Annotated in this window: 14 protein-coding genes; 7 read left to right on the top strand and 7 right to left on the bottom strand. The window is 33.5% G+C overall.

Annotated features, from left to right (window positions below):
* The first annotated feature begins 1 nt into the window (after position 1).
* Together nusA and infB are read left to right on the top strand one after the other, a co-directional pair.
* Complete coding sequence (nusA, locus tag ACSSV5_RS09935) at positions 2-1,237, top strand: transcription termination factor NusA (protein WP_454245750.1); 1,236 nt, start codon at positions 2-4, stop codon at positions 1,235-1,237.
* A gap of 58 nt (positions 1,238-1,295) precedes the next feature.
* Positions 1,296-4,001: a translation initiation factor IF-2 gene (gene infB, locus ACSSV5_RS09930; RefSeq protein ID WP_454245749.1), complete on the top strand. Its 2,706-nt coding sequence runs from the start codon at positions 1,296-1,298 to the stop codon at positions 3,999-4,001.
* 149 nt (positions 4,002-4,150) lie between these two features.
* Here infB and ACSSV5_RS09925 read toward each other — a convergent pair whose 3' ends face one another.
* The 5 genes from ACSSV5_RS09925 to gldJ all read right to left on the bottom strand — a co-directional run bounded on the left by ACSSV5_RS09925 (position 4,151) and on the right by gldJ (position 11,132).
* Entirely contained in the window at positions 4,151-5,611 is a 1,461-nt protein-coding gene (locus ACSSV5_RS09925) for a magnesium chelatase (protein ID WP_454245748.1), read from the bottom strand.
* A gap of 4 nt (positions 5,612-5,615) precedes the next feature.
* Entirely contained in the window at positions 5,616-6,734 is a 1,119-nt protein-coding gene (locus ACSSV5_RS09920) for a vWA domain-containing protein (protein WP_454245747.1), read from the bottom strand.
* A gap of 66 nt (positions 6,735-6,800) precedes the next feature.
* Complete coding sequence (locus ACSSV5_RS09915; protein ID WP_454245746.1) at positions 6,801-8,126, bottom strand: MATE family efflux transporter; 1,326 nt, start codon at positions 8,124-8,126, stop codon at positions 6,801-6,803.
* A 1-nt stretch (position 8,127) separates the two neighbouring features.
* Positions 8,128-9,402, bottom strand: coding sequence for a UDP-N-acetylmuramoyl-tripeptide--D-alanyl-D-alanine ligase (locus ACSSV5_RS09910; RefSeq protein ID WP_454245745.1), 1,275 nt, complete (start codon positions 9,400-9,402; stop codon positions 8,128-8,130).
* Positions 9,403-9,476: 74 nt separating this feature from the next.
* Positions 9,477-11,132, bottom strand: coding sequence for a gliding motility lipoprotein GldJ (gldJ, locus tag ACSSV5_RS09905; protein WP_454245744.1), 1,656 nt, complete (start codon positions 11,130-11,132; stop codon positions 9,477-9,479).
* Positions 11,133-11,295: 163 nt separating this feature from the next.
* On the opposite strand from gldJ, the gene porU reads away from it, so the two are divergent.
* From porU to cdd, 3 genes are read left to right on the top strand one after another with little or no spacing between them, the layout of a single operon-like run.
* Positions 11,296-15,135, top strand: a complete 3,840-nt coding sequence (porU, locus tag ACSSV5_RS09900) for a type IX secretion system sortase PorU (protein ID WP_454245743.1) — start codon at positions 11,296-11,298, stop codon at positions 15,133-15,135.
* A 35-nt stretch (positions 15,136-15,170) separates the two neighbouring features.
* Positions 15,171-16,325: a type IX secretion system outer membrane channel protein PorV gene (porV, locus tag ACSSV5_RS09895; protein ID WP_454245742.1), complete on the top strand. Its 1,155-nt coding sequence runs from the start codon at positions 15,171-15,173 to the stop codon at positions 16,323-16,325.
* An 11-nt stretch (positions 16,326-16,336) separates the two neighbouring features.
* Positions 16,337-16,825, top strand: coding sequence for a cytidine deaminase (gene cdd, locus ACSSV5_RS09890; protein ID WP_454245741.1), 489 nt, complete (start codon positions 16,337-16,339; stop codon positions 16,823-16,825).
* A 75-nt stretch (positions 16,826-16,900) separates the two neighbouring features.
* Here cdd and ACSSV5_RS09885 read toward each other — a convergent pair whose 3' ends face one another.
* Complete coding sequence (locus ACSSV5_RS09885) at positions 16,901-19,540, bottom strand: AsmA family protein (protein ID WP_454245740.1); 2,640 nt, start codon at positions 19,538-19,540, stop codon at positions 16,901-16,903.
* A 336-nt stretch (positions 19,541-19,876) separates the two neighbouring features.
* Here ACSSV5_RS09885 and ACSSV5_RS09880 point away from each other — a divergent pair, with 336 nt between their 5' ends.
* The gene (locus ACSSV5_RS09880; protein WP_454245739.1) at positions 19,877-21,754 is read left to right on the top strand and encodes a hypothetical protein; all 1,878 of its coding nucleotides are present in this window, start codon (positions 19,877-19,879) and stop codon (positions 21,752-21,754) included.
* Between the two features lie 123 nt (positions 21,755-21,877).
* Here the strand turns inward: ACSSV5_RS09880 and ACSSV5_RS09875 are convergent, their stop codons facing one another.
* Positions 21,878-22,396 (bottom strand): CvpA family protein, encoded by a 519-nt coding sequence (locus ACSSV5_RS09875; protein ID WP_211066574.1) that lies wholly within the window; start codon positions 22,394-22,396, stop codon positions 21,878-21,880.
* An 83-nt stretch (positions 22,397-22,479) separates the two neighbouring features.
* On the opposite strand from ACSSV5_RS09875, the gene ACSSV5_RS09870 reads away from it, so the two are divergent.
* On the top strand, positions 22,480-23,505 hold a 1,026-nt coding region (locus ACSSV5_RS09870; RefSeq protein ID WP_454245738.1), incomplete at its 3' end, for an isoaspartyl peptidase/L-asparaginase family protein.

Below are 23,505 nucleotides of genomic sequence, written 5' to 3'. Positions count from 1 at the left end.
GATGGAAAATATTGATTTAATCAATTCGTTTTCAGAATTTAAAGATGATAAATTAATCGACCGTGTTACCTTAATGGGCATTCTTGAAGATGTATTTAGAAATGCACTAAAAAGAAAATACGGTGAAGATGACAACTTTGACATTATTATAAACCCAGACAAAGGTGATTTAGAAATATGGAGAAACAGAATTGTTGTTAACGACGGTGAAGTAGAAAATGAAAATCAAGAAATATCACTTTCAGATGCTCGAAAAATAGAACCCGACTTTGAAGTTGGAGAAGATGTTTCTGAAGAAGTTAAATTAGCCCATTTAGGACGACGTGCTATATTGGCATTAAGACAAAATTTGATTTCCAAAATTCACGAACACGATAGCACCAATACCTTTAAATATTTTGAAGACCTTATCGGTGAAATTTATACCGCAGAAGTGCATCACGTGAGAAGAAATATGGTTATCCTTCTTGACGATGATGGCAATGAACTAATTATTCCTAAAGAACACCAAATCCCTTCTGATTTTTACAGAAAAGGAGATAGCGTTAGAGGCGTGATTGAAAAAGTTGAACTCAAAGGGAATAAACCCATTATTGTGCTATCAAGAACATCTCCTAAGTTCTTAGAAAAACTTTTTGAACAAGAAATTCCAGAAGTTTTTGACGGTCTAATTACAGTAAAAGCCGCCGTTAGAATTCCTGGTGAAAAAGCCAAGGTTGCCGTAGATACCTATGATGATAGAATAGATCCCGTTGGTGCTTGTGTTGGCATGAAAGGCTCAAGAATACACGGTATTGTGAGAGAACTTGGCAACGAAAATATTGACGTTATTAATTATACAGACAATATTCATTTGTATATAACTCGAGCATTAAGCCCAGCAAAAGTCATGAACGTTAAGATTGATGAAGATAAAAAAATAGCAGAAGTTACCTTAAAACCAGAAGAAGTTTCTAAAGCTATTGGTCGTGGTGGACACAATATCAGATTAGCAGGCCGATTGACTGGATATGAAATTGAAGTTTTTAGAGACGGCGTAGAAGATGAAGATGTGGAATTGACTGAATTTTCTGATGAAATTGAAGATTGGGTCATTCAAGAATTCATAAAAATAGGATTAGATACAGCAAAAAGCATTTTAGAACAATCTGTTGAGGATTTAGTTAGACGAACAGACTTAGAAGAAGAAACTGTTTCTAATGTAGTAAAAATATTAAAAGAAGAGTTTGAAGATTAAGTATTTTAAATTAATCTTTGTATAATAGACAAGACAAAAGAATTTAGTAAACTCATTTATGGCTGAAGTCAAAAAAATTAGATTAAATAAAGTATTAAGAGAATTTAATGTTTCTTTAGATAGGGTTGTAGATTTCTTAAAATCAAAAGGTTATGAAATTGATGCAAGACCTACTACCAAAATATCTGATGAAATATATAACGTCTTATATGAAGAATTTGAAACGGATAAATCTAAACGAGTAGAATCCAAAGAAGTCAGCGAAGAGCTGAAAAAAGAAAAAGAAATGCTTCGTTTAGCCCGTGAAAAAGAACTTCAGCGAAAAAAAGAAAAAGAAGAAAAAGAACAGCTTGAAAAAGAACAACGTGAAAAAGAGCAAAAAGCGTTAGAAGAACAAAAAGCTGCAGAACAAAAAGAAAAAGACCAAGAAAGATTAAGAAGAGCTAAACTCTCTGGTCCTAAAACAGTAGGTAAAATTGATTTGGACAAGGATAAACCTAAGCCTAAAAAAAGTGCAACGGCAGACGATAAGAAATCTGCTGAAAACAAGAAAGATTCAAAAGAAAGTCAGAAACCAACACAGGCCAAACCAGATAAAACTTCTGATAACGAAGAGCTGAAAATAGAAAAACTTGAGACTAAATACACTAAACTTAAAGGCTTAAATGTAACAGGCGAAAAAATTGATCTTGATAAATTTAAAGAAAAGCCTAAGAAAAAAGACAACAAAAAAGCTTCTGATAATTCTAAGAAACGAAGAAGACGCAGAATTACCAAAAGTGACAATAAACCAAATTTTGACAAACGCAAAAGCTCTAAAGGAAATAGACCTAAACGCGTTACTAAAGAAGAACCTACAGAGGAAGAAGTACAAAAGCAAATAAAAGAAACTTTAGAAAAACTTCAAGGCAAATCCAAGAAAGGAAAAGGCGGTGCAAAATACAGAAAAGAAAAAAGAGAACAGCATCGTCAAAAATCACAACACGAACTCGATCAGCAAGAAAAAGACAGCAAAATACTCAAAGTTACTGAATTTGTTACCGTAAATGAAGTCGCAACTATGATGGGCGTTTCGGTAACCGAAATTATCTCTGCTTGTATGTCTCTCGGTATGATGGTAACGATGAATCAACGTCTTGATGCTGAAACACTCACCATTGTAGCAGAAGAATTTGGCTATGATGTAGAATTTGTAGATAGTGAAGAAGATAACAATATAGAACCCGAACAAGTCGATAAAGAAGAAGACCTTGAGCCAAGAGCACCTATCGTTACAGTTATGGGACATGTTGACCACGGTAAAACTTCTTTGTTAGATCATATTAGAGAAGAAAATGTAATTGCTGGTGAAAGTGGTGGAATCACTCAACATATTGGAGCTTATAGTGTTGAGCTTAATTCTAAACAAAAAATCACATTTTTAGACACACCTGGTCACGAAGCATTTACCGCTATGCGTGCAAGAGGTGCTAAAGTAACCGATATTGCTATTATCGTAATAGCAGCAGATGACGATGTGATGCCACAAACTAAAGAAGCTATTTCACATGCTCAAGCTGCGGGAGTGCCAATTATTTTTGCTATAAACAAAGTAGATTTACCGACAGCAAATCCAGAAAAAATTAAAGAATCTCTCGCCAATATGAATTTATTGGTTGAAGATTGGGGTGGAAGCATTCAATCTCATGATATTTCTGCTAAAGCAGGTGATGGCGTTGAAGATTTACTCGAAAAAGTACTTCTTGAAGCCGAGTTACTTGACCTAAAAGCTAATCCTAATAGACTAGCTCAAGGTACTGTTGTTGAAGCTTTCCTTGATAAAGGTAGAGGTTATGTCTCTACGGTTTTGGTGCAAACAGGAACTTTAAAAGTAGGAGATTATATTTTAGCTGGAACAACTTCTGGTAAAATTAAAGCTATGCAAGACGAGCGTGGCAACAAAGTTAAAGAAGCTGGACCTTCTACACCGGTTTCTGTACTTGGTTTAGATGGTGCTCCACAAGCAGGCGACACTTTTAAAGTAATGGAAGATGAAAGAGAAGCTAAAGAAATTGCCTCAAAACGAACTCAACTTTTACGAGAACAAAGTGTAAGAACTCAAAAACACATCACCCTTGATGAAATTGGTCGAAGAATAGCTCTTGGCGATTTCCAAGAACTCAATGTTATCCTAAAAGCGGATGTAGATGGCTCTGTTGAAGCCTTGTCTGATAGTTTACAAAAATTATCTACAGACGAAATTCAAGTCAATATTATCCATAAAGGCGTTGGAGCCATTACCGAAAGTGACGTCTTGCTCGCTTCTGCATCTGATGCGGTTATCATTGGCTTTAATGTCAGACCAGCGGGTTCAGCGGGCAATCTTGCTGATAAAGAAGAAATAGACATCAGAACCTATTCTATTATTTATGATGCTATAAATGATATTAAAGATGCTATGGAAGGCATGCTCTCACCTGAACTCAAAGAAGAAGTTACTGGTACTGCAGAAATCAGAGAAACCTTCAAGATTTCTAAAGTCGGAACCATTGCAGGTTGTATGGTAACTTCTGGTAAAGTATATAGAAAATCTAACATCAGACTTATTCGAGATGGCATTGTGATTCACACAGGTGAATTGGCAACTTTAAAACGTTTTAAAGATGATGTTAGAGAAGTTTCTAAAGGTTACGATTGCGGTATGCAAATCAAAAATTATAACGATATCAAAATAGGCGATATCATTGAAGCTTTTCAGGAAGTAGAGGTTAAGAAAACGCTTTAAAATAGAATTATACTATTTCAGAACCCATCAGAATCTGAAATGAGTTCTGATTGACAATATTTAATAGACCTCACAGGTTTCTAAAACCTGTGAGGTCTAAAATTATTTAGGGTTCGGCAATTATTGGAATTTTGAGATTGTTTTTTGCTTTATATCCCTTTTATAAAATCTCCAAACAAATCTTCAAATTGATTGCCTTGGTCAAAACGATGCTTGCTTAATTTTTTGTGAATGGTTAAAGCCCATAATACCATTTCCATATAAAAATATAAATCAGAGTCTTGTAGATTTTTAATATATTTTTGAACAAAGAGCTTTAATGGTTTTACTTTTGATAATTTCTCTTGATACAAGCTATCAGGGCTATCGTCTAAAATTTCTAAACTTTCATTTTCGGTAAACCACTTAATAATATCTTGGTATGGTTTTTTGTCTTCATCTTTTTCAAGCTTTTTAATTTCAGGAAAATACACATTATAAAGGCGTAATATAGCGGTGTCAATTAAACCTTGAGCAACATATTCTACGCCTTCTTGCTCGCCTTCATAGAGCAATTCTACTTTACCTGTTATGGCTGGTAAAATACCATTAAAATCAGCAAGTCTGATGTGAGTTTCTTTTTCATCGTTAATCATAGCTCGTCTTTCGGCTGTGCTGACCAGATTTTCGTAAGCACTGATGCTCAATCTTGCACTGATACCACTTTTGACATCTATATATTCACTTTTTCTAGCCTCAAAACTGATTTGTTCTAATAATAATTTTGCAATTTCAGAAACATGAATGTGATTTTGATTTTCTGAAATGTTGATTTCCTGTTGGGTAATATCTTTGGCAATCTCAATATTTTTAGGATAATGGGTCAATATTTGTGAACCAATTCTGTCTTTTAATGGCGTGACAATACTGCCTCTATTGGTATAATCTTCTGGATTGGCTGTAAATACAAATTGAATTTCCATCGGAAACCTAAACTTAAACCCTCTGATTTGCAAATCGCCTTCTTGCAAAATATTAAATAAAGCCACTTGAATTCTGGCTTGTAAATCTGGTAATTCATTGATGACAAATATACAACGGTTTGCACGTGGTATCATTCCAAAGTGAATCACGCGGTCGTCAGCGTAGCTCAGTTTTAGGTTAGCTGCTTTGATAGGGTCAATATCGCCAATTAAGTCGGCTACGCTAACATCTGGTGTGGCCAATTTTTCAGAAAACCTATCCTTGCGATGAAGCCATTCAATTGGAGTATCATCTTTGTGTTTTTCAATAATTTCTTGTGCATATCTTGAGATTGGCTGTAATGGATCATCGTTGATTTCTGAACCTTTAACAACTGGAATAAACTCATCTAATAAACCGATCAATTTACGAGCAATCATAGTTTTGGCTTGACCTCGTAACCCTAAAAGATTGATATTGTGTTTTGATAATATGGCACGTTCAACTTGTGGAATTACAGTGTTTTCATAACCAATTATGCCTTCAAAACTATTGACATTATTTTTTATATTTTTGATTAAGTTATTTCTCAATTCATCTTTTACAGATTGAGATTTGTAGCCTTTAGATTTAAGTTCACCTAAGGTTTTGATATTTTGTATATTCATATTATTATGTTCGTTTGTTTCTATTTTGTTCGTAATCTCTAAAAACCAATTCACCCAAACCTTTAAGTCCAGAATAGAAAGCTTTACCTTTATTTGATTTTGTAAACTGATCGACAAATTGTTGTAAATAAGGGTCAGAAGTAATCATAAAGGTGGTGATTGGGATATTGAGTTTTCTGGCTTGAGCTGCCATATTATAGCATTTTCCTGTAATAAATGGGTCAAGACCAGCACTGTTTTTATAATAGGTGCCATCGGCCATTTTTAAGCAACTGGGCTTACCATCGGTAATCATAAAGATTTGTTTGTTGGCTTGGCGTTTGCGTCTGAGCAAATCCATTGACAGTTGAAGTCCAGCTACAGTGTTGGTGTGATAAGGACCAACATTGAGATAAGGTAAATCTTTTATTTTTATAGGCCACGCATCATTCCCAAAAACAATGATGTCCAAAGAATCTTTTGGATATCTTGTGGTGATTAGTTCTGCGAGTGCCATAGCCACTTTTTTGGCAGGAGTAATGCGATCTTCACCATATAAAATCATACTGTGGCTGATGTCTATCATCAAAACTGTACTCATTTGTGTACGGTGATAGCTATCTTGAACCACCAAATCTTCTTCAGTGAGATTGAAGTTTGACAATCCTTGTCTGGATTGTGCGTTTTTAAAACTTTCTGTAAGTGAAATTCTATCTAAAGCATCACCAAATTCGTAAGCTCTTAAATCGCCTGAAGGTTCTCCGTGAAGACCTTTGATGTGAGTTTGATGTTGACCCGAAGCACTTTTTTTAAGTTTACCAAATATTTGTTCGAGTGCTCTTTTTCTAATGGCTTGTTCTGTTTTGTCAGTTATAGAAATTTTATTTCCACCATTGGGTTTTATATCTTCTTTGATGTAACCTTTTTTCTTTAAATCTTCTATAAAATCATCTATGGTGTAATCATCGGTTGTGAGATTATATTCTTTGTCTAAGGCTTTGAGCCAATCAATGGCTTCATCAAAATCACCAGAAGTGTAAGTGATGAGTTCTTTAAAAATATCGAATAATTTTTCAAATATCGATACATCTTCATCCTTGTATGCTTCAAATCTGTAACCGCTTTGTTTAAGTTTAAAATTCATATCACTAAAATAAAAGAATTCTATGGAAAGTGCTTATAAGCATTTGTTAAACTGTTGATAAATCCGTTAAGCTTGGTCTAAATATGATATTCTAAATTTAAAAATCAAGGTCAAACTTCTAATAAGCATCCATACAAAAAACGCAATCCAGATGGCGTAGAGTTTTAGTCCAAAGTAATCAGCTATGAGTAGAGTAGGGATAAAGCCTAAAAATGTTGCGATAATTAGAATATTTCTTAAAAACTTGGCTTCACCGAGACCTTTAAAAATACCATCAAAAACAAAGGCTAAAGCATTCACAGGTTGCATCAACAAAACCACCCAAAAGACTTGATAAAACAAACTTAACACCTCTTGGTCTTTGTTGAATATGAGTCCGATAGGTTGATATAAAATACTGCAAATCAAAATCAGAAAACCCGCAACGACAATGGCATATTTTGAAATATCAATGCTTAAATACCATAAAGATTTGTAGTTTTTTTCGCCGAGTAATTTACCGCCAATAGCATTTCCAGCATTAGCAAATCCATCTATAAAGAAGGAGAAAAACAACCAAATATTCATCAAAATACTTTGAGCGGCGATATAATTATTGCCGTATCCTGTGGCATAAGCATTGGCAAAATAGATGGCGACGTTTAAAGAAAGTGTTCTTAAAAATAAATTTAAACTCATCTTCACTAAAGGTTTGAGTAAAGGATTAATTTTAAAACTCAACTTAAGATGAAACGGTGTCTTTTTAAAAAAATAGTACAAAGCCATAATCAGCATAACTAATTGAGCAAATAAACTTGCTATAGCAGCACCAGCGAGATGAAAACCTTCAAAAACTCCATCAATACCATATACCAAAATATAGGTTAAAACCACATTCACTGCACCACCAGTTAAGCTACAACGCATAGCCCAAGAGGTGTTTTGTAAACCTCTAAACACGCCAAAAATGGCAAAAGTGACCAAGGTTAAAGGAAAGCCTAAAGCCCTGATGCGGTAATAAGATTTGGCATAGCTAAGAATTAAACCATCGGCTTGATATAATTTAAAAATATATTCTGCAAGTAGAGCTGTAATGGCGTAAATCAATAAACTCAACAGAAAATTTAAAGCAATGGTTTGCGGTACAAGCGTTTTTACAGCGTGTAGTCTTTTGGCTCCGAGATGTTGAGAAACCAAGGCAGAGATAGCGGTTTTGGTTTGAGCTAAAATCCAAATAATAGCACTTAAAAATGAACCGACCAAACCAACTGCTGCAAGAGCTTCAACAGGATTTTTTTCAACGTTACCTATAATAGCAATATCTGTTAGCGAAATAAGTGGCTCAGCTATACCTGCTATGATGGCTGGAATAGCAATTTTATTGATGTCTTTAAGGCTAACTTTTGATGCCATTTTACAAAATATCGTGTAAGCGTTCTAAAGCCATACCACGAGAAGCTTTGATAAGAATGTGAGCTTTTTTTATGGGGTGTTTTTGTAAATTTTGTTTTAAATTATCAAAGTTTTTAAACACTTCAAATTTATCAGAATCTAATGCTTCGTTAAAAATTTCACCACAGAATATCACTCTGTCGATATTGAGATCAGTAGCAAGCTTTGCTATATGCTGATGTTCTTCGAGTTGATTTTTACCCAACTCAAACATATCACCGAGAATAGCAACTTTATAGTCAGATTGGTAAGCGTCAAAACTTTTGAGAGCTACTTCCATACTTGAAGGGTTGGCGTTGTAAGCGTCTGAGATTAGAGTGTTGTAAGAAGTGATTTTAATTTGAGATCGATTGTCTTTGGCTTCAAAATTTTGAATGGCACTTTTAATTTTCAAAACTGGCACATCAAAATAATAGCCAATTCCAACCGCTGCAGCAATATTTTTGAAGTTGTATTCGCCAATTAATTTTGATTTAACACTAACACCTTCAAATTCAAGTTCTACAAAGGGATTAGCCGATTTAAAATAAATATTTAAGTCAGCGTGTTTAGCTTCGCCAAAACTATATATTTTTGCATTTCTGAGTTTCATCATTTGTTTTTTATCGTCAGCGTTAACAAATGCGAGTTTTTGATGCTTATTTAGAAAATCATAGAGTTCGCTTTTGCCTTTTATAACACCTTCAACACCGCCAAAACCTTCGAGATGGGCTTTGCCAAAATTGGTAATATAACCAAAATCAGGCTTTGCAATTTTAGATAAAAATGCAATTTCTTTTTGGTGATTAGCGCCCATTTCAATAATACCAATTTCTGTATTTTCATTTAATTTTAAAAGACTTAATGGTACACCGATGTGATTATTTAAGTTACCTTCAGTTGATTGTACATTAAATTTTTGTTCTAATACAGCATGAATCAGTCTTTTGGTGGTTGTTTTGCCATTGCTACCCGTTATGCCAATAATAGGAATTTGAAGAAAATCTCTATGAAAACTGGCCAAATCTTGAAGGGTTTTTAAAGAGTTGCTAACTTTAATTTTATGGGTCATATCTTTAAAGTCTTCATCGACTATGGCTTTTAATGCTCCTTTTTCAAGTGCTTCATCAGCATACTTATTCCCATTAAAATTGTGACCTTTTAATGCAACAAAAATTTCTTTAGGTTTTATTTGTCTGGTATCTGTGCAAATGCCATTGCTACTGAGATAGAGTTGATGAAGTTGTTTTAAATTCATGTTTAATAAATTGTAATCATAAAAAAAGCCCTAACTCAAAATTAGGGCTTTTTTTATTTTAAAACTTAATATTATTAGTTTCTAGTTTTTTGGTTAAGCAAAGGTGTTGAGCCAGACATAGACATAGCATTTCTAAACCCAATATAGTCTGTTGACATATCTTGAGGATAAAATCGTCTTTGGGCAGGATCTAACCAATAGGCTCTATCTCTCCAAGAACCACCTTTTATAACACGTATTTTGTTGTTGATAAGCGTAGTTCTGTTGTTGCTTTTGTCATATTCTCTAATGAGTTTTGTTGAATCAGCTTCAATTTTGTGTTTAGGTGAATTATACATTCTTTGGTCATCGGTTAATTCATTAGCTAAACCAAAATATCTTGACGACTGTTTGTCACCATCTCTAAAATCTATATTATCAGCTCTGTTAAACTGAGTTCTTAGATAAGTTTCTTTATCATCAATTGGTTCTTTTTTGATTTCACCAGGAAGACTTCTATAAACAATTTTCCCATCGCTTAAAGTATCGTATTGCACTTCGTTAGGATTTAAAATTTCAACGGTGCCATCTTCATTGATTACATATTTTGTATAAACATTACCTCTAAAATAATTGAAATCATTAAATTCATTATCAATTTTTGGTCTGTAAACATCAGCGACCCATTCTGCAACATTACCAGCCATATCATATAATCCGAAATCATTTGGTTCATAAGATTTTATAGGTGCGGTGTAAGAGGCATTATCGTCGCTCCAACCTGCAATTCCGCCATAATCACCAGCTCCTTGCTTAAAGTTAGCTTTTTGGTCTCCAATTGTCCTTTTGTTACCAGAACGGGTGTATTTTCCATCCCATGGATATTTTTTCTTTCCTCTATATGAATTGTATTCTCTTACAGACGATAGACCAAGTGCAGCAAACTCCCATTCTGCTTCTGTAGGTAATCTGTATTCTGCTGGTAGCAATACACCATCTTTTTTATTGACGAACTTTCCGCTTGTGCTATCTCTTTTTAATTTGTTTTGAGAAACTTTACCTCCTGTAAGGATTTCTTCATTACCACCATAGGCTTTTGTAGGAGCAGCAAGATAAGTTTCAGTAGAAAATGCTGGTACAGTATCGCTAATACTGTAGGTAATATCTTTTTTTGTATAGCCTTCTTCATCAAGTCTTCTTTCATTTACTCTATTTGTTCGCCATTCACTAAATTCTGTAGCTTGTATCCAATTTACACCAACCACTGGATATTTAGCATAAGATGGATGCCGGAGATAGTTCTTAACCATACTCTCGTTAAAACCAAGAGGATTTCTCCAAACTAATGTGTCTGGAAGAGCTCCTGAGTAGATGTTTTTATAATTTTGATTTGTAGGAGGAAATTTAGACTTTAACCAATACAAATACTGAAGATACATATTGTTGGTAACTTCAGTTTCGTCCATATAAAAAGATTGAACATGTTGTTGGGTTGGAATATTATTCCACTCGTGCATCACATCATCTCGAACTTGTCCCATAGTAAAAGTTCCACCTTTGATAGGTACAAGACCTGGACCAGGCGTATCGTCAACAAAGTCTTTAATAAACTTAGGTCCGCCTTTGCGACCAGTTATATCAACACCTGTAGCTCTTGATGTTTTGTCATAATTTCTTGTATTATTACATGAAATCAACAAAACACATAAGCACACAGAAATCATCAATCGAATTTTCTTTAAATCTGTCATATTTCTATAAAATTTCTAAAATAGGTTCGCAATATAATAATTAACGACGTATTAACAACAATATTTTATGCATTTAAGTTTTGAATAAAAAAAAACTTTACACATTAATAATACTACCTTTGATATATTTGCGTTTATGCTTTACACAAGGTTTAAATTGACTATGAAATTTAAATATTTATTGATTTTCTTTTTTAGTTCGACCTCTTTATTATTGGCTCAAAACAAAAGCTTCACTATCAATTGGTCACAAAAGAAAAACATATCTACACAACAAGATAAAACTATTCTTGTTTCAGCTTTTGATGACAAATATTTTTCATACGATTATCGAGAAAAAAAAATAATCTATTCCAGAACTTTAACCGGCTTGCCTAACGCTAATTATCAACTTTCAGATCTCCAATTTGAAACAGTGGATTCTCGATCTCTTGATCGCGTAGAAGCTTTTCAAAAAGAATTTGCATACGATCTAAATCTTTCTAAAGCCAGAGGTCAAAACACCATAACAATAAGCTTTAATCCTTATTTAAAGGAAAATGGTGTGGTAAAACGATTGGTATCTTATCAACTCGATATAAGCCAAAACAGAACTATCTCAAGTATAGCATCAAATATAGAATCAAATAGCATAAATGTTCAAAATTCTATTTTGGAACAAGGTAATTGGTTTAAATTTTATGTTGATAAAACTGGAGTTTATAAGCTAAGTCATAATTTTTTGTCTCAATTGGGGTTAGACTTGAATAATGCAAGTTCAGATGCGATTAAGATTTACAGTCACGGCGGAGCTATGTTGCCACTTCTCAATTCAGAAAATGAATACTATGATCCGCCTCAATTACCGATTCAAGTTTTTGACGGCGGTGATGGACGTTTTGATTCTGGTGATTTTATTTTAATGTATGCTGAATCAACCCAGGTTTGGAATGAAGAAAGTCAAACCCATATTAACGCTTATGCCGATAAAGCTTATTATTATGTAACTTTAAACAATGAAACTCCAAATCGCGTTCAGCCTCAACAAAGTTTGTCTGGCAATCCCGATGAAATCATCAACGAATTTGATGAATTTCAATTTCACGAAGTTGATGAAACAAGCTTGTCCTTAGTTGGAAGGCGTTGGTTTGGTGATAGATTTGATATTGAAACAGAAAAAGAATTTGGCTTTGAATTTAAAAACCTCATAACTTCAAAGCCTTTAAGATATGATATAAAGTTTGGTGCTATTTCTGAAGTTCAAAGTAGTTTTTCAATTTCAATAAATGGAAATGAAGTAAACACCATTAATATTGGCCCAGTAGGTGACGACTTGCCTTCAAATGGTAATGACATAATCAGTCAAACTAATGTCAACTCTGACTCTGTAACTGTAAAATTAACCTACAATAAAAATGGCAATCCAGCAGCAAGAGGTTTTTTGGATTATATAAGATTAAGAGCTAAGAGAGAATTAAGAGCTGACAATGAGCAATTTCAATTTCAAAATCTAGAAATAAGCCCTAATGCCAATGTGATACAATATAATTTAGTTAATGCATCAAACATCTCCCAAGTCTGGAAAATCAATGGCTTGACAGATATTTCAACATACCAAAATACAGATGCAAACGAAAATTTTTCTTATGTAACTTCACATGATCAAAATTCTAAATTTATAGCGATTTCACCTGATGATTATTTTCAACCTTTGATTGATGAATCTAATAAAATTGTCAATAACCAAAATTTAAAAGGAACTATTTTTGATGATAATCAAGGTAATTTTCAAGATGTAGATTACATTATTATTGCTAGAAATGATTTTCTCTCTCACGCCAACCGACTTGCAAACTTTAGACGAAACCAAAATGGACTCAACGTAAAAGTCGTTGATTTGCAATCAATTTATACTGAATTTTCTTCAGGAAAACCAGATATTGTTGCCATAAGAAATTTTCTTAAATATGTTTACGATAATGCATCATCTCAAGAAAATAGACTAAAATATTTATGCTTGATAGGAGATGCATCAGTTGATTATAAAAACAGATTGCAAGGCAATAACAATATCTTGCCTACTTTTCAAAGTTACAACAGCTTTGCAACCACGGTATCTTCATTTATGTCTGATGATTTCTATACTATGATGGATGCTAACGAAGGCGATATGAATTCTGCTAACAAAATGGATTTTGCCGTTGGAAGAATTGTTGTAGATACCCAGCAACAAGCAAGAGAAGCTATTGACAAAATTATGGATTATGAAACTAGACCTTCTTATGATAATTGGCGAAACAACTTTATATTAGTGTCTGATGATGTTGATCAAAATTGGGAATATGCAGCTATTGAAGTTAATCTCGATAATTTGGGTGATGAAATTTCAGAAAATAAACCCAACATTAATGTCAAAAAAATACATAGTGATGCTTTTCAACAACAGTCTTCTGCTGGTGGCGATCGCTATCCTAAAGTCAATGCTGCAATTTCAGATCAAGTTGAAGTAGGAGCAACTGTTTTAAACTATTTTGGTCACGGTGGTGAAGATGGTTTGGCACAAGAGCGAATTGTTACTCAATCCAACGTTGAGTCTTGGCAAAACCCTAATCGCTATAATGTATTTTTAACGGTAACATGTGAGTTTACCAGATTTGATAATCCTTTAAGAATAACGGCTGGCGAACTTTCTTATCGCAATCCGCAAGGTGGTCCAGTAAGTATGATTAGCACAACACGAGCCATTTCTGTCAGTGATGGTGTAAGTTTTAATCGAGAATTGGCACCATTTTTATTTGATTATGATGAAAACAGAATCTCTGTTGGTGAAGCTGTAAGATTGGCTAAAAATATTTTAGGAACAAACGGACGCCGAATTGTATTTTACATTGGCGATCCCGCTTTACATATACCATTTCCAAAACCGAATGTGCGTTTAACCCATATAAATGATACGCCTTTGAACCAATTTACTGACACTTTAAAAGCTTTAAGTCAAAATAAATTTTCAGGTGAAATTGTCGATGACAGCGGTAATATAATATCCAACTATAATGGTGTTGTTTCTACAACTTTGTTTGACAAGCGTATTCAACGCTCTACTCTAGCAAATGACAACACCACAAACTCGCAAGGAGAGCTTTTGATAATGGATTTTACAACCTTAGGCGAAGTTCTTTTTAGTGGTCAAGCCAGTGTAAATAACGGTAAATTTGATATTGAATTTGTATTACCTAAAGATACTCAAATTCCTGTAGGAAACGGAAGAGTAAGTTTTTATGCCTTGAGAAACAATGTGCTAGAAGATCAATCTGGATATAGTAACGATATCTTAATTGGTGATATCAACGAAAATGCACCCGAAGATAACCAAGGGCCACAAATTCAATTGTTTATGAATGATGAGTCTTTTGTTGATGGAGAAATTACTGACAATGCTCCGTTTTTGATATCTAAACTACAAGATGAAAATGGTATCAACACCGCTGGTGGTATAGGTCATGATATTATTGCTTATTTGGATGGCGACGAATCTAACCCCATGGTGCTCAATGAATTTTACAAAGCTGATGTTGATGATTTTACTTCAGGAGAAGTTGTTTATAAACTCAGAGATTTAGAAGATGGGCTGCATACCTTAAGCTTTAAAGCTTGGGATGTTTACAACAATTCATCAACTGCCGATATTCAATTTAGAGTTGCTTCTTCTGATGGGTTAGATATTACCAGAGTTTTAAATTATCCAAATCCATTTGTCAATTATACTGAATTTTGGTTTCATCACAACCAACCTTTTGTGCCTTTAAATGTTCAAGTTCAGGTATTTACAGTTACAGGAAAAGTTGTTTGGACACACAATGAAACCATTACAACCGATAGTTTTCTTGCCCGAGAAATCACATGGGATGGACGTGATGATTTTGGAGACCAAATTGGTAAAGGGGTTTATGTTTATAAATTGACGGTTGAATCGCCTAATATCAATAAAAAAGTAGAAAAATTTGAAAAACTCGTTAAGCTATAGCTACATAATTATATATTTGCCTTAATTTTTATTTTATGAAATACAAACATTTTTTTATAGTTCTTTTATCTTTAGGAACAATTTCAAAATCTTTTTCACAAGAAGAACCACGACGAGTCATTACAACTGCTGTACCGTTTTTATTAATTGCTGGAGATGCACGATCATCTGGTATGGGTGACCAAGGTATTGCAACGCCAGTTGATGCCTTTTCTCAACAGTGGAATCCAGCCAAATATGCATTCTCTGAAACGCGTTCGGGTTTTGGTTTAGGCTATACGCCTTATTTAAGAGAATTGGTTACAGATATTAATTTAGGTCAATTGTCATATTTTAATCGAATCAATCAAAGAAGTGCTTTTGCAGGAAGTATTCGATTTTTTGGTTTAGGTGGCGTAGAATTACGAGAAACAGCAGACCAAGTCCCACGTGAGGTTGAGCCTAACGAATTTGCAGTAGATTTGAGTTATGCCTTAAGATTAAACGAAAAATTTTCTATGGCTGTTACTGGTAAATTTATTCGGTCAGACCAAAAAATACCTGGTTTAGGTGGTGATGCGACTGCAGCTAATACTTTTGCTGCTGATATTTCTGCCTTTTATCGGGGAGAAGAAGTGTTTTATAATAATTTTAATGGCCGTTGGCGTTTTGGTGGTGCTATACAAAATATAGGACCCAAAATTAAATTTGATGATGCCGGACAAGAGAACTTTTTACCAACCAATTTAAAACTTGGTGCAGGTCATGATTTTATTTTAGACCCATCAAATACTATCGGTTTGTATGTAGAATTCAATAAATTGTTGGTGCCAACTCCAAGTGATTCTAATGGTGACGGAGTTATCAATAGAGAAGATGATTGGGCTAACGAAGGTGAGTTTTCTGCAATTTTCAGCTCTTTTGGTGATGCACCTGATGGATTTTCAGAAGAACTTAAAGAGGTAACTTGGGCCATTGGAGCAGAATATTGGTATGAAGATAGTTTTGCTTTTAGAGTTGGTTACTTTAACGAATCTGAAGAAAAAGGTTTTAGACAGTTTTTGACGCTTGGTGCTGGTTTTAAATATTCTTCTATCAATATTGATGCGTCTTATTTGTTTTCAACAACACCAGTTCAAAATCCTTTAGAAGGCACTTTAAGATTTTCATTAACTTTTAATATAGGTGATAATGCTTATATTGAATACTAAAATAAGCTTTGATGCCAAGTTCTTCTAAAATAATCACTACAGTTTATGAATTTGAAAGCATAGCTGAATGTAATTCTGAAATTCAAGAATTGATGAGCAATGCAGTTACGGCTCGAAATAAAGCTTACGCACCGTACTCTCAATTTCAGGTTGGAGCAGCAATTTTATTAGAAAATGGAGAAATCATAATGGGTAGCAATCAAGAAAATGCTTCATATCCCTCAGGTTTGTGTGCAGAACGTACAGCTATATTTTATGCTGCATCAAAATACCCAAATCAAAAAATTAAATCTATAGCTATTTCAGCAAGTGGTATTCGCAAAGACAATCTACAACCCGTTCCGCCATGTGGAGCTTGTCGGCAAGCTATTGCTGAATATGAGCAAAAACAAAAATCTCCCATAGCCGTCTATTTTATGGGAAAATCAGGTCAAGTTAAAATGGTTGAATCTTTGTTATCTTTATTGCCTCTATCGTTTTCTGAAGATTACTTGAAGTAGTTGATTATACATTCTATCTGTCTAAAAATTAAAATTATAACTCAATTAGATATTTCATTTTATAGATATTTCATTTTAATTGTCTTTGTCTTTCTTTTTCTTACCACCTAGTAAGCCACCAAGCACGTCTTTTATGGTTTCTTCAGCTTTGTTACCGCCTTGAGCTGTGCTGTCTTGAGCTATGCTGTCTTGAGCTTTGTCATTAGAATTTCCATGAAGTAGATTTTTAATTTGTTCACTGGCTTTATCAGTAAGCTCATCTTTCTGACTTTGAATGATTTGGTTGGTTAAACTGCTGACAGCAGATTGCATATTAATGTTGAAATCAGGTTGTTTTAAATTTCCAGTAATATTAATTGGTAAGTCAACTTTCATATTGTTCATTTCGGTATTGCTTAGCTTAGCGAGTTGACTACCGATTTCATTACCAAAATATTTTGCAGGTAATTTGAGATTTACGGCGTAATCCATCACATTATTAAGGCTGTGACTGCCTTGTAAGTTAACTTCTATGTCATCAATTTTAAATTTGACAGGATTTACATTTACCGCACCGTTTTGAAACTTAAAAGTTGTTACTACATCTTTTAATTTTAAATTGTTCAAATCAATAATATTTAATTTGCTGTTTAAAGAGTTGGTTAAAGGCATTTTGCTGGGTTCAACTTTAGCTTGAATAATATTAGCTAAACCGTTGCCATTTAACGTAGATAGAATAGGAGACAAGCCTTGTGTCATATCACCTGAAAAATCAAATTCTGTGGTAATTTTACCGACTAAAGATTTTAAAATAGGCGTAAAACCTTTGAGCATTTCTACATCTTGCATTGAAGTGGCAATATCAATGTTTTGCAATTGAAGTTTCATCCCAAAAGTTGGTGTTTTAGACTTCGTGCTAACGTTTCCATCAACTAAAACTTGACCTCCAAATAAATCCGCTTGAATTTTATTTAAACTTGCTTTTTGGTCTTTTATAGTGAGTTGACCTTTAGCATTTTTTAAATTATAATTGTCGTAAACCACTTCATTTGCTGTAAAATCTAAGCTTAAATCTAACTGACTTGGAATTTTTATGGCTTCTTCTGTTTTGCTGTTTTCATCAGGTGTTTTGTTTTTAGCACCAGAAGATTTTGTGTCTTCTTCAGCAGTTGCTGTCATAAAATCATTGACATTAAATTTGTTTGAACTGGTTTTAAATTGACCTTTTAAGTCTTCTTTAGAAAACAAATAACCCATTAGGTTTTTTAATTGACCTTGTGCTTGAAGATCGGTTTGACCCGTTTTCATTTTAAATTGAGACAACTCTGCATTACCACCTTTAAAGTTGACCAAAGCTGTTTGGATTTCAAACGGATTGGCTAATTCTTCAGAAGAATATTTAAAACTGCTCAATTCTATTCGACCTTTGCTTTTGATATTTTGATATTGTTTGTTTTCAATACTATTCATATCAAAATGGGTTTCAAAATCTGCATTTAAAATACCGTTTAAATCTAACTTAGCATCTATAGGATAGGCTTGACTTAAATTGCTCAAATTGATTTTGCCTTTTGCAGTGATATCAACTTTCATATTTTCGGTTAGATTTTTAAAATTTGCCACACCAGAAAATCTATCTTTATCAATTCTAAAATCAATAGTATTGATATCTATAGCAGTATCTTCAACAAGTCCAGTTTCGTTTATAAGTTTAAGGTCTATATTGATGTTTTCAACTTTTTTGGGTAAATTTTTATATTGAAATTGTGCATTTTTACTGTTTAATGTGATTGTCATTTTAGGAATATGCGTGTCGTCAATCACACCGAACAGGCGACCATCTAAATTAAATTCGCCTTGTGTTGACATTCCGTCAAGATTTCCCGCATATTCTTCAGGTACTAAAGCCAAGAGATTTTTGAAATCAGAATCAGGTGTTGTAAAATTGATGTCTAATTCTTGGTTATCATCATTGACTTGAACAAATCCATCAAATTTTAAAGGAAGTTGATTGACTAAAGCTTTATTGTCTTTAAATGAAAATCGCATTTGGTCTAAATCCATTGCCAAATCTGCATCCAATACAATTTTATTTTGATTGAGATAAGCCGTGCTATCATAAACAAAAGATATTTTTGAATCGGTTTGTGTAGATAAGACGAATGTGTTTTTTGAAAAATCACCTTGACCAGAATGATTAAAATCTTCTAAAGTCAACTTCATAGCATCAGCATCTTGATAGATGATTTTAGAGTCAGAAATATCGTAAGCACTTAGTTCTAAATTAAATCCTTCATCTGCTGAAGAATTGCTTGTAGATTCTCTATCTTTAGATTCAGTTGGTTTTTGAATATCGTAATTGGCAATACCATCTTTATTGGTTTTAATGTTAACAACCGCTTTGTTGATTGAGATGCCATCAACTTTTATGTTGCTTGTGTCAAAAATTTCAAACAAGCCCATTTTAAGTTCAAAATTTTGGGCATAAAATAAAGTATCACCTTCAAAAGGTTTGTTGTTGATAACTGAAATATTTTCTAAACCAACTTTAGCGTTAGGAAAATTAGACAATAAACTTAAGTTAAGTGCCGACCATTCTACTTGTGCATTGACGTTTTTGTTGATGCTTTTTTTGATGCTTTGTTCAATTTGGTTTTGAAATAAAAAAGGTGCTATCAACAAAATTAATACCAAAACAAGTATGACTATTCCTATGATTTTAAGTGCTTTTTTCATAATTCTAATTTGTAATACAAATATCGATGTTAGAATTTTAAATTTTATTTATATAATGTTAATAGTCGGATAAATAACTTCAATAACTTTGTAAATATTTATTTGAAATTGGTTGTAGTTCAGATTTTGCAACCTAAAAATTTTACCTAAAAATACAATTTCTTATCAATATTAAAAGTTAATATATCTCATTGTTGAATTTTTCCATATTTGAACCTAAAAATAATAGAATTATCAATCAGAAAATGTTAGGGTTAATGTTAACTCAATCGTGAAAAAGGGATAATAAATATTTGATTACATTTGAAATTTATAATTTGTTTGCTTCAAAAGATAATGAACTTGAAGGCTATTTTTTTCTTATTGTTGTTTTTTGGTTTTTACAGTTCCATTTTTGCACAAGTAAAAGAAGAACAACAAGACTCTTCGATGTACCAGAACATCGAAAAATATTCAAAAAAAACTAAGTCCACTAAGTTTTTACATAAACTTATTTTTAAACCAACCACCAAAAGAAGAAGCAATCAAACGACTCAAAATGAAAAGGAAAATTATGCTAATTATGAAGGTAAAATCATTAGGAAAATAACTATTGAAACGCACGATCCATTTGGATATTCTTTTAAAGATTCTATCCAAACCGACAACACTTGGCTTGAAAAAACAGGAAATAACATGCATGTCAAATCAAAGCAAGGAACGATTAACGATCTTTTGCTCATCAAAGAAAAAATTCCTTTAGATATTATTAAACTTAAGGAGTCAGAGCGTTTAGTCCGTGCTCAGAATTATATCAGAAATGTTGAAATTACAATAAAAAACAGTGCTAATTCCAAAGACTCTATTGATGTATTTGTGGATGTACTTGATTCATGGAGTTTGATACCTTCTGTATCGTTATCAACGGATAAAAATAAAATAAGATTGAAAGAACGCAATTTTTTAGGTCTAGGTCATGAATTTAATAACCAATATTCTCATAGAATGAGTGATAGCAAAAGCGGATACGACATCCGATATACGGTTCCTAATTTTAAAAATTCTTATATCAATACTTCAATTGGCTATAATATTGACTTAGATGATTATTATGGAAAATTTTTTGATGTTTCCCGTCGGTTTTACTCACCGTTAACCAAATGGGCAGGAGGTATTTATCTAGATGAGCAGTTTCGACATGCCCCTTTTATAGAAGAAGATTCAATTACAAACACAAACAGTCAAAATATCAAATACCAATCTTTGGATGTTTGGGGAGGTTATTCTTTTCAGATTTTCAAAGGATCTTCTGTCAGGGAACGTACAACCAATCTTATAACTTCAGGACGATTGCTACGCTTAGATTACAAACAAGGTCCTACGGTTGAATTTGACAGCATTGGCTATTTTAGTGATGAAACATTTGCCCTCAGCACAATTGGTGTTTCTTCCAGACAGTTTGTCCAAGATGCATACATTTTTCGCGATGGAATCATAGAGGACGTTCCCATAGGAACTATTTATGCCACTACATTTGGATATCAACGAAAGTACGAATCAGACAGATTATATTTGGGTGCTAAAATCTCACATGGTCGTTATTTCAACTGGGGATATTTGAGCACAAGTTTTGAATACGGCACATTTGTTAAAAAACAACAGACCGAGCAAACAGCTTATTCGTTTCAAGCCAATTATTTCACAAACCTGATTTCATTGGGTGAAAACTGGAAAATGCGTCAGTTTATTAAACCCCAAGTATTAATTGGAATCAACCGATTGAACTCAATTGGCGACCGATTAACCATTGATGAATACAATCCATATCAAGATGTGTACGGCGATCAGGCTCAACGTAAAAACAATGCTGGAATTCCAGGTTTTTCCAGTAATCTTGTGGGGACAAAAAAAATTGTGCTATCACTCCAAACACAGTTTTATTCACCTTGGGCAGTACTTGGCTTTCGTTTTAACCCTTTTGTGAATATTACAACAGCACTTCTGGGCAATGAAGACGTAAGTATTACAAAAAGCCGATTGTATTCTGCATTTCGTGTTGGTTTTGTTATCAGAAACGATTTCTTGGTCTTTAATTCCTTTCAGTTATCATTCTCTTATTACCCAATTATTCCTGGAAAAGGAAACCATATTTTTAATACTAATTCCTTTGATACAGAGGATTTCGGATTTCAGAATTTTGAACTGGGCAAACCAACACCTATTTGGTATAATTAGATTTGTAATCTTAGAAAAATTTTGATTTATGATGAATATCAATGTTTGGTTTCTAAAAACTTAGTGAATCAGCATATTCCCACGAGCAACTATATGTTATTTATGATTTTGAATCCAATTATTTTAAGGCAATGCATTCATCACATCTTGGTGTTCTTGACTCATCTCTACCAATTTAGGCCAAATGATATCCGTAAATTGATTGAGTACAGGATAAGTTATCGATTGCTCTAAAGTCTCTTCAGACACCATTTCAACTTGCTCGTTGATCACATTAAAAAGTAACAGCAAAATACTTAAAAGTAAACCAAATTTAAGCAAACCAAATAAACCACCTATCAGTTTATTAAAAAAGCTTAAAGCCACAAAATCAATAAGTTTTGTGATGAGTTTACCGATGAGAGAAACAATGATAACAATGACTATAAAACTTAGCAAAAAGGTAGTAATTCTTAAATATTCATCGTCCCATTCTAGCCATTGCCCAATATATAAGCCATGTTCTTTTGATAAATAAAACGCACCAACAATGCCAAGTATTAAACCCAATAAAGCGGTTAATTCTAACACAAAACCTTTTTTAAAGCCTTTGTAAAAACCAAGAATAAGAATGATGCCGATGATAATGTCTATCAGATTCATGGCGTAAATATAGAGAAGATTTATTCAAAATATCCTATCTTTAAACCATAGTTTAGCATTCACAGACTCAACAAATATTTTTTATGAAAAAAACTTTTATTTTATCTCTCGTCATCAGTCTTCTATTTTGGGCTTGTCAAAGTCCAACTCAAGACTCCAAATCTGAAAACAAACAACAAAGTAGTAAACCAGAAAATCCTATTGCCATCGTTATTCACGGCGGAGCAGGATATATGGCACAAAGTAATATGAGTGAAGAAAAGCAAAATCTTTATAAAGCTAAATTAGACGAAGCTATTTCTACAGGACATGAGATTTTGGTAAAAGGAGGATCAGCGTTGGAAGCTGTACAACGAACCATCAATATTTTGGAAGATTCACCCTTGTTTAATGCTGGCAGAGGTGCGGTGTTTAATCATGAAGGCTACAACGAACTCGACGCGTCTATCATGGATGGCAAAACTCAAAATGCTGGAGCTGTGGCTGGCGTTACTCGTATCAAAAATCCCATAAATTTAGCTTACGAAGTTATGGTCAATTCTAAACACGTGTTGTTGTCTGGTAGTGGTGCGGAAAATTTCGCTAAAGGGCGAGGATTTAAAATGATGGACTCAGCTTATTTTGCTACGCCAAGTCGTTTACAAGCCCTAAAACGAGCCAAAAATAAAACAGCTCTACTCAACTGGGAAAACCAAAAATTTGGCACTGTTGGCTGTGTGGCTTTGGATAAAGATGGCAATATTGCAGCAGGAACTTCAACGGGCGGTATGACCAATAAACGTTGGAAGAGAATAGGGGATTCGCCCATTATCGGTGCAGGAACTTACGCTAATAATGCGACTTGTGGCGTGTCTTCAACAGGTCATGGTGAGTATTTTATCAGACTGGCAGTAGCTCACGATATCTCTGCCCAAATGCTTTATAAAAAAGTGAGCTTGCAAGAAGCGGCTGAAGATGTGATTTTTAACAAATTAGAAAATCTTGGTGGCGATGGTGGAATTATCGCTTTAGATAAAGATGGTAATATTTCTATGGTGTTTAATACTTCTGGTATGTTTAGAGCATCAATCGATAAAAATGGGAAAAAGGAAGTTTTAATTTTTAAGGAG

The organism is Psychroflexus sp. MBR-150 (assembly GCF_053628795.1).
The sequence above is the reverse complement of the archived record's forward strand: the minus strand, read 5'-3'. Positions and strand labels throughout refer to the sequence as shown.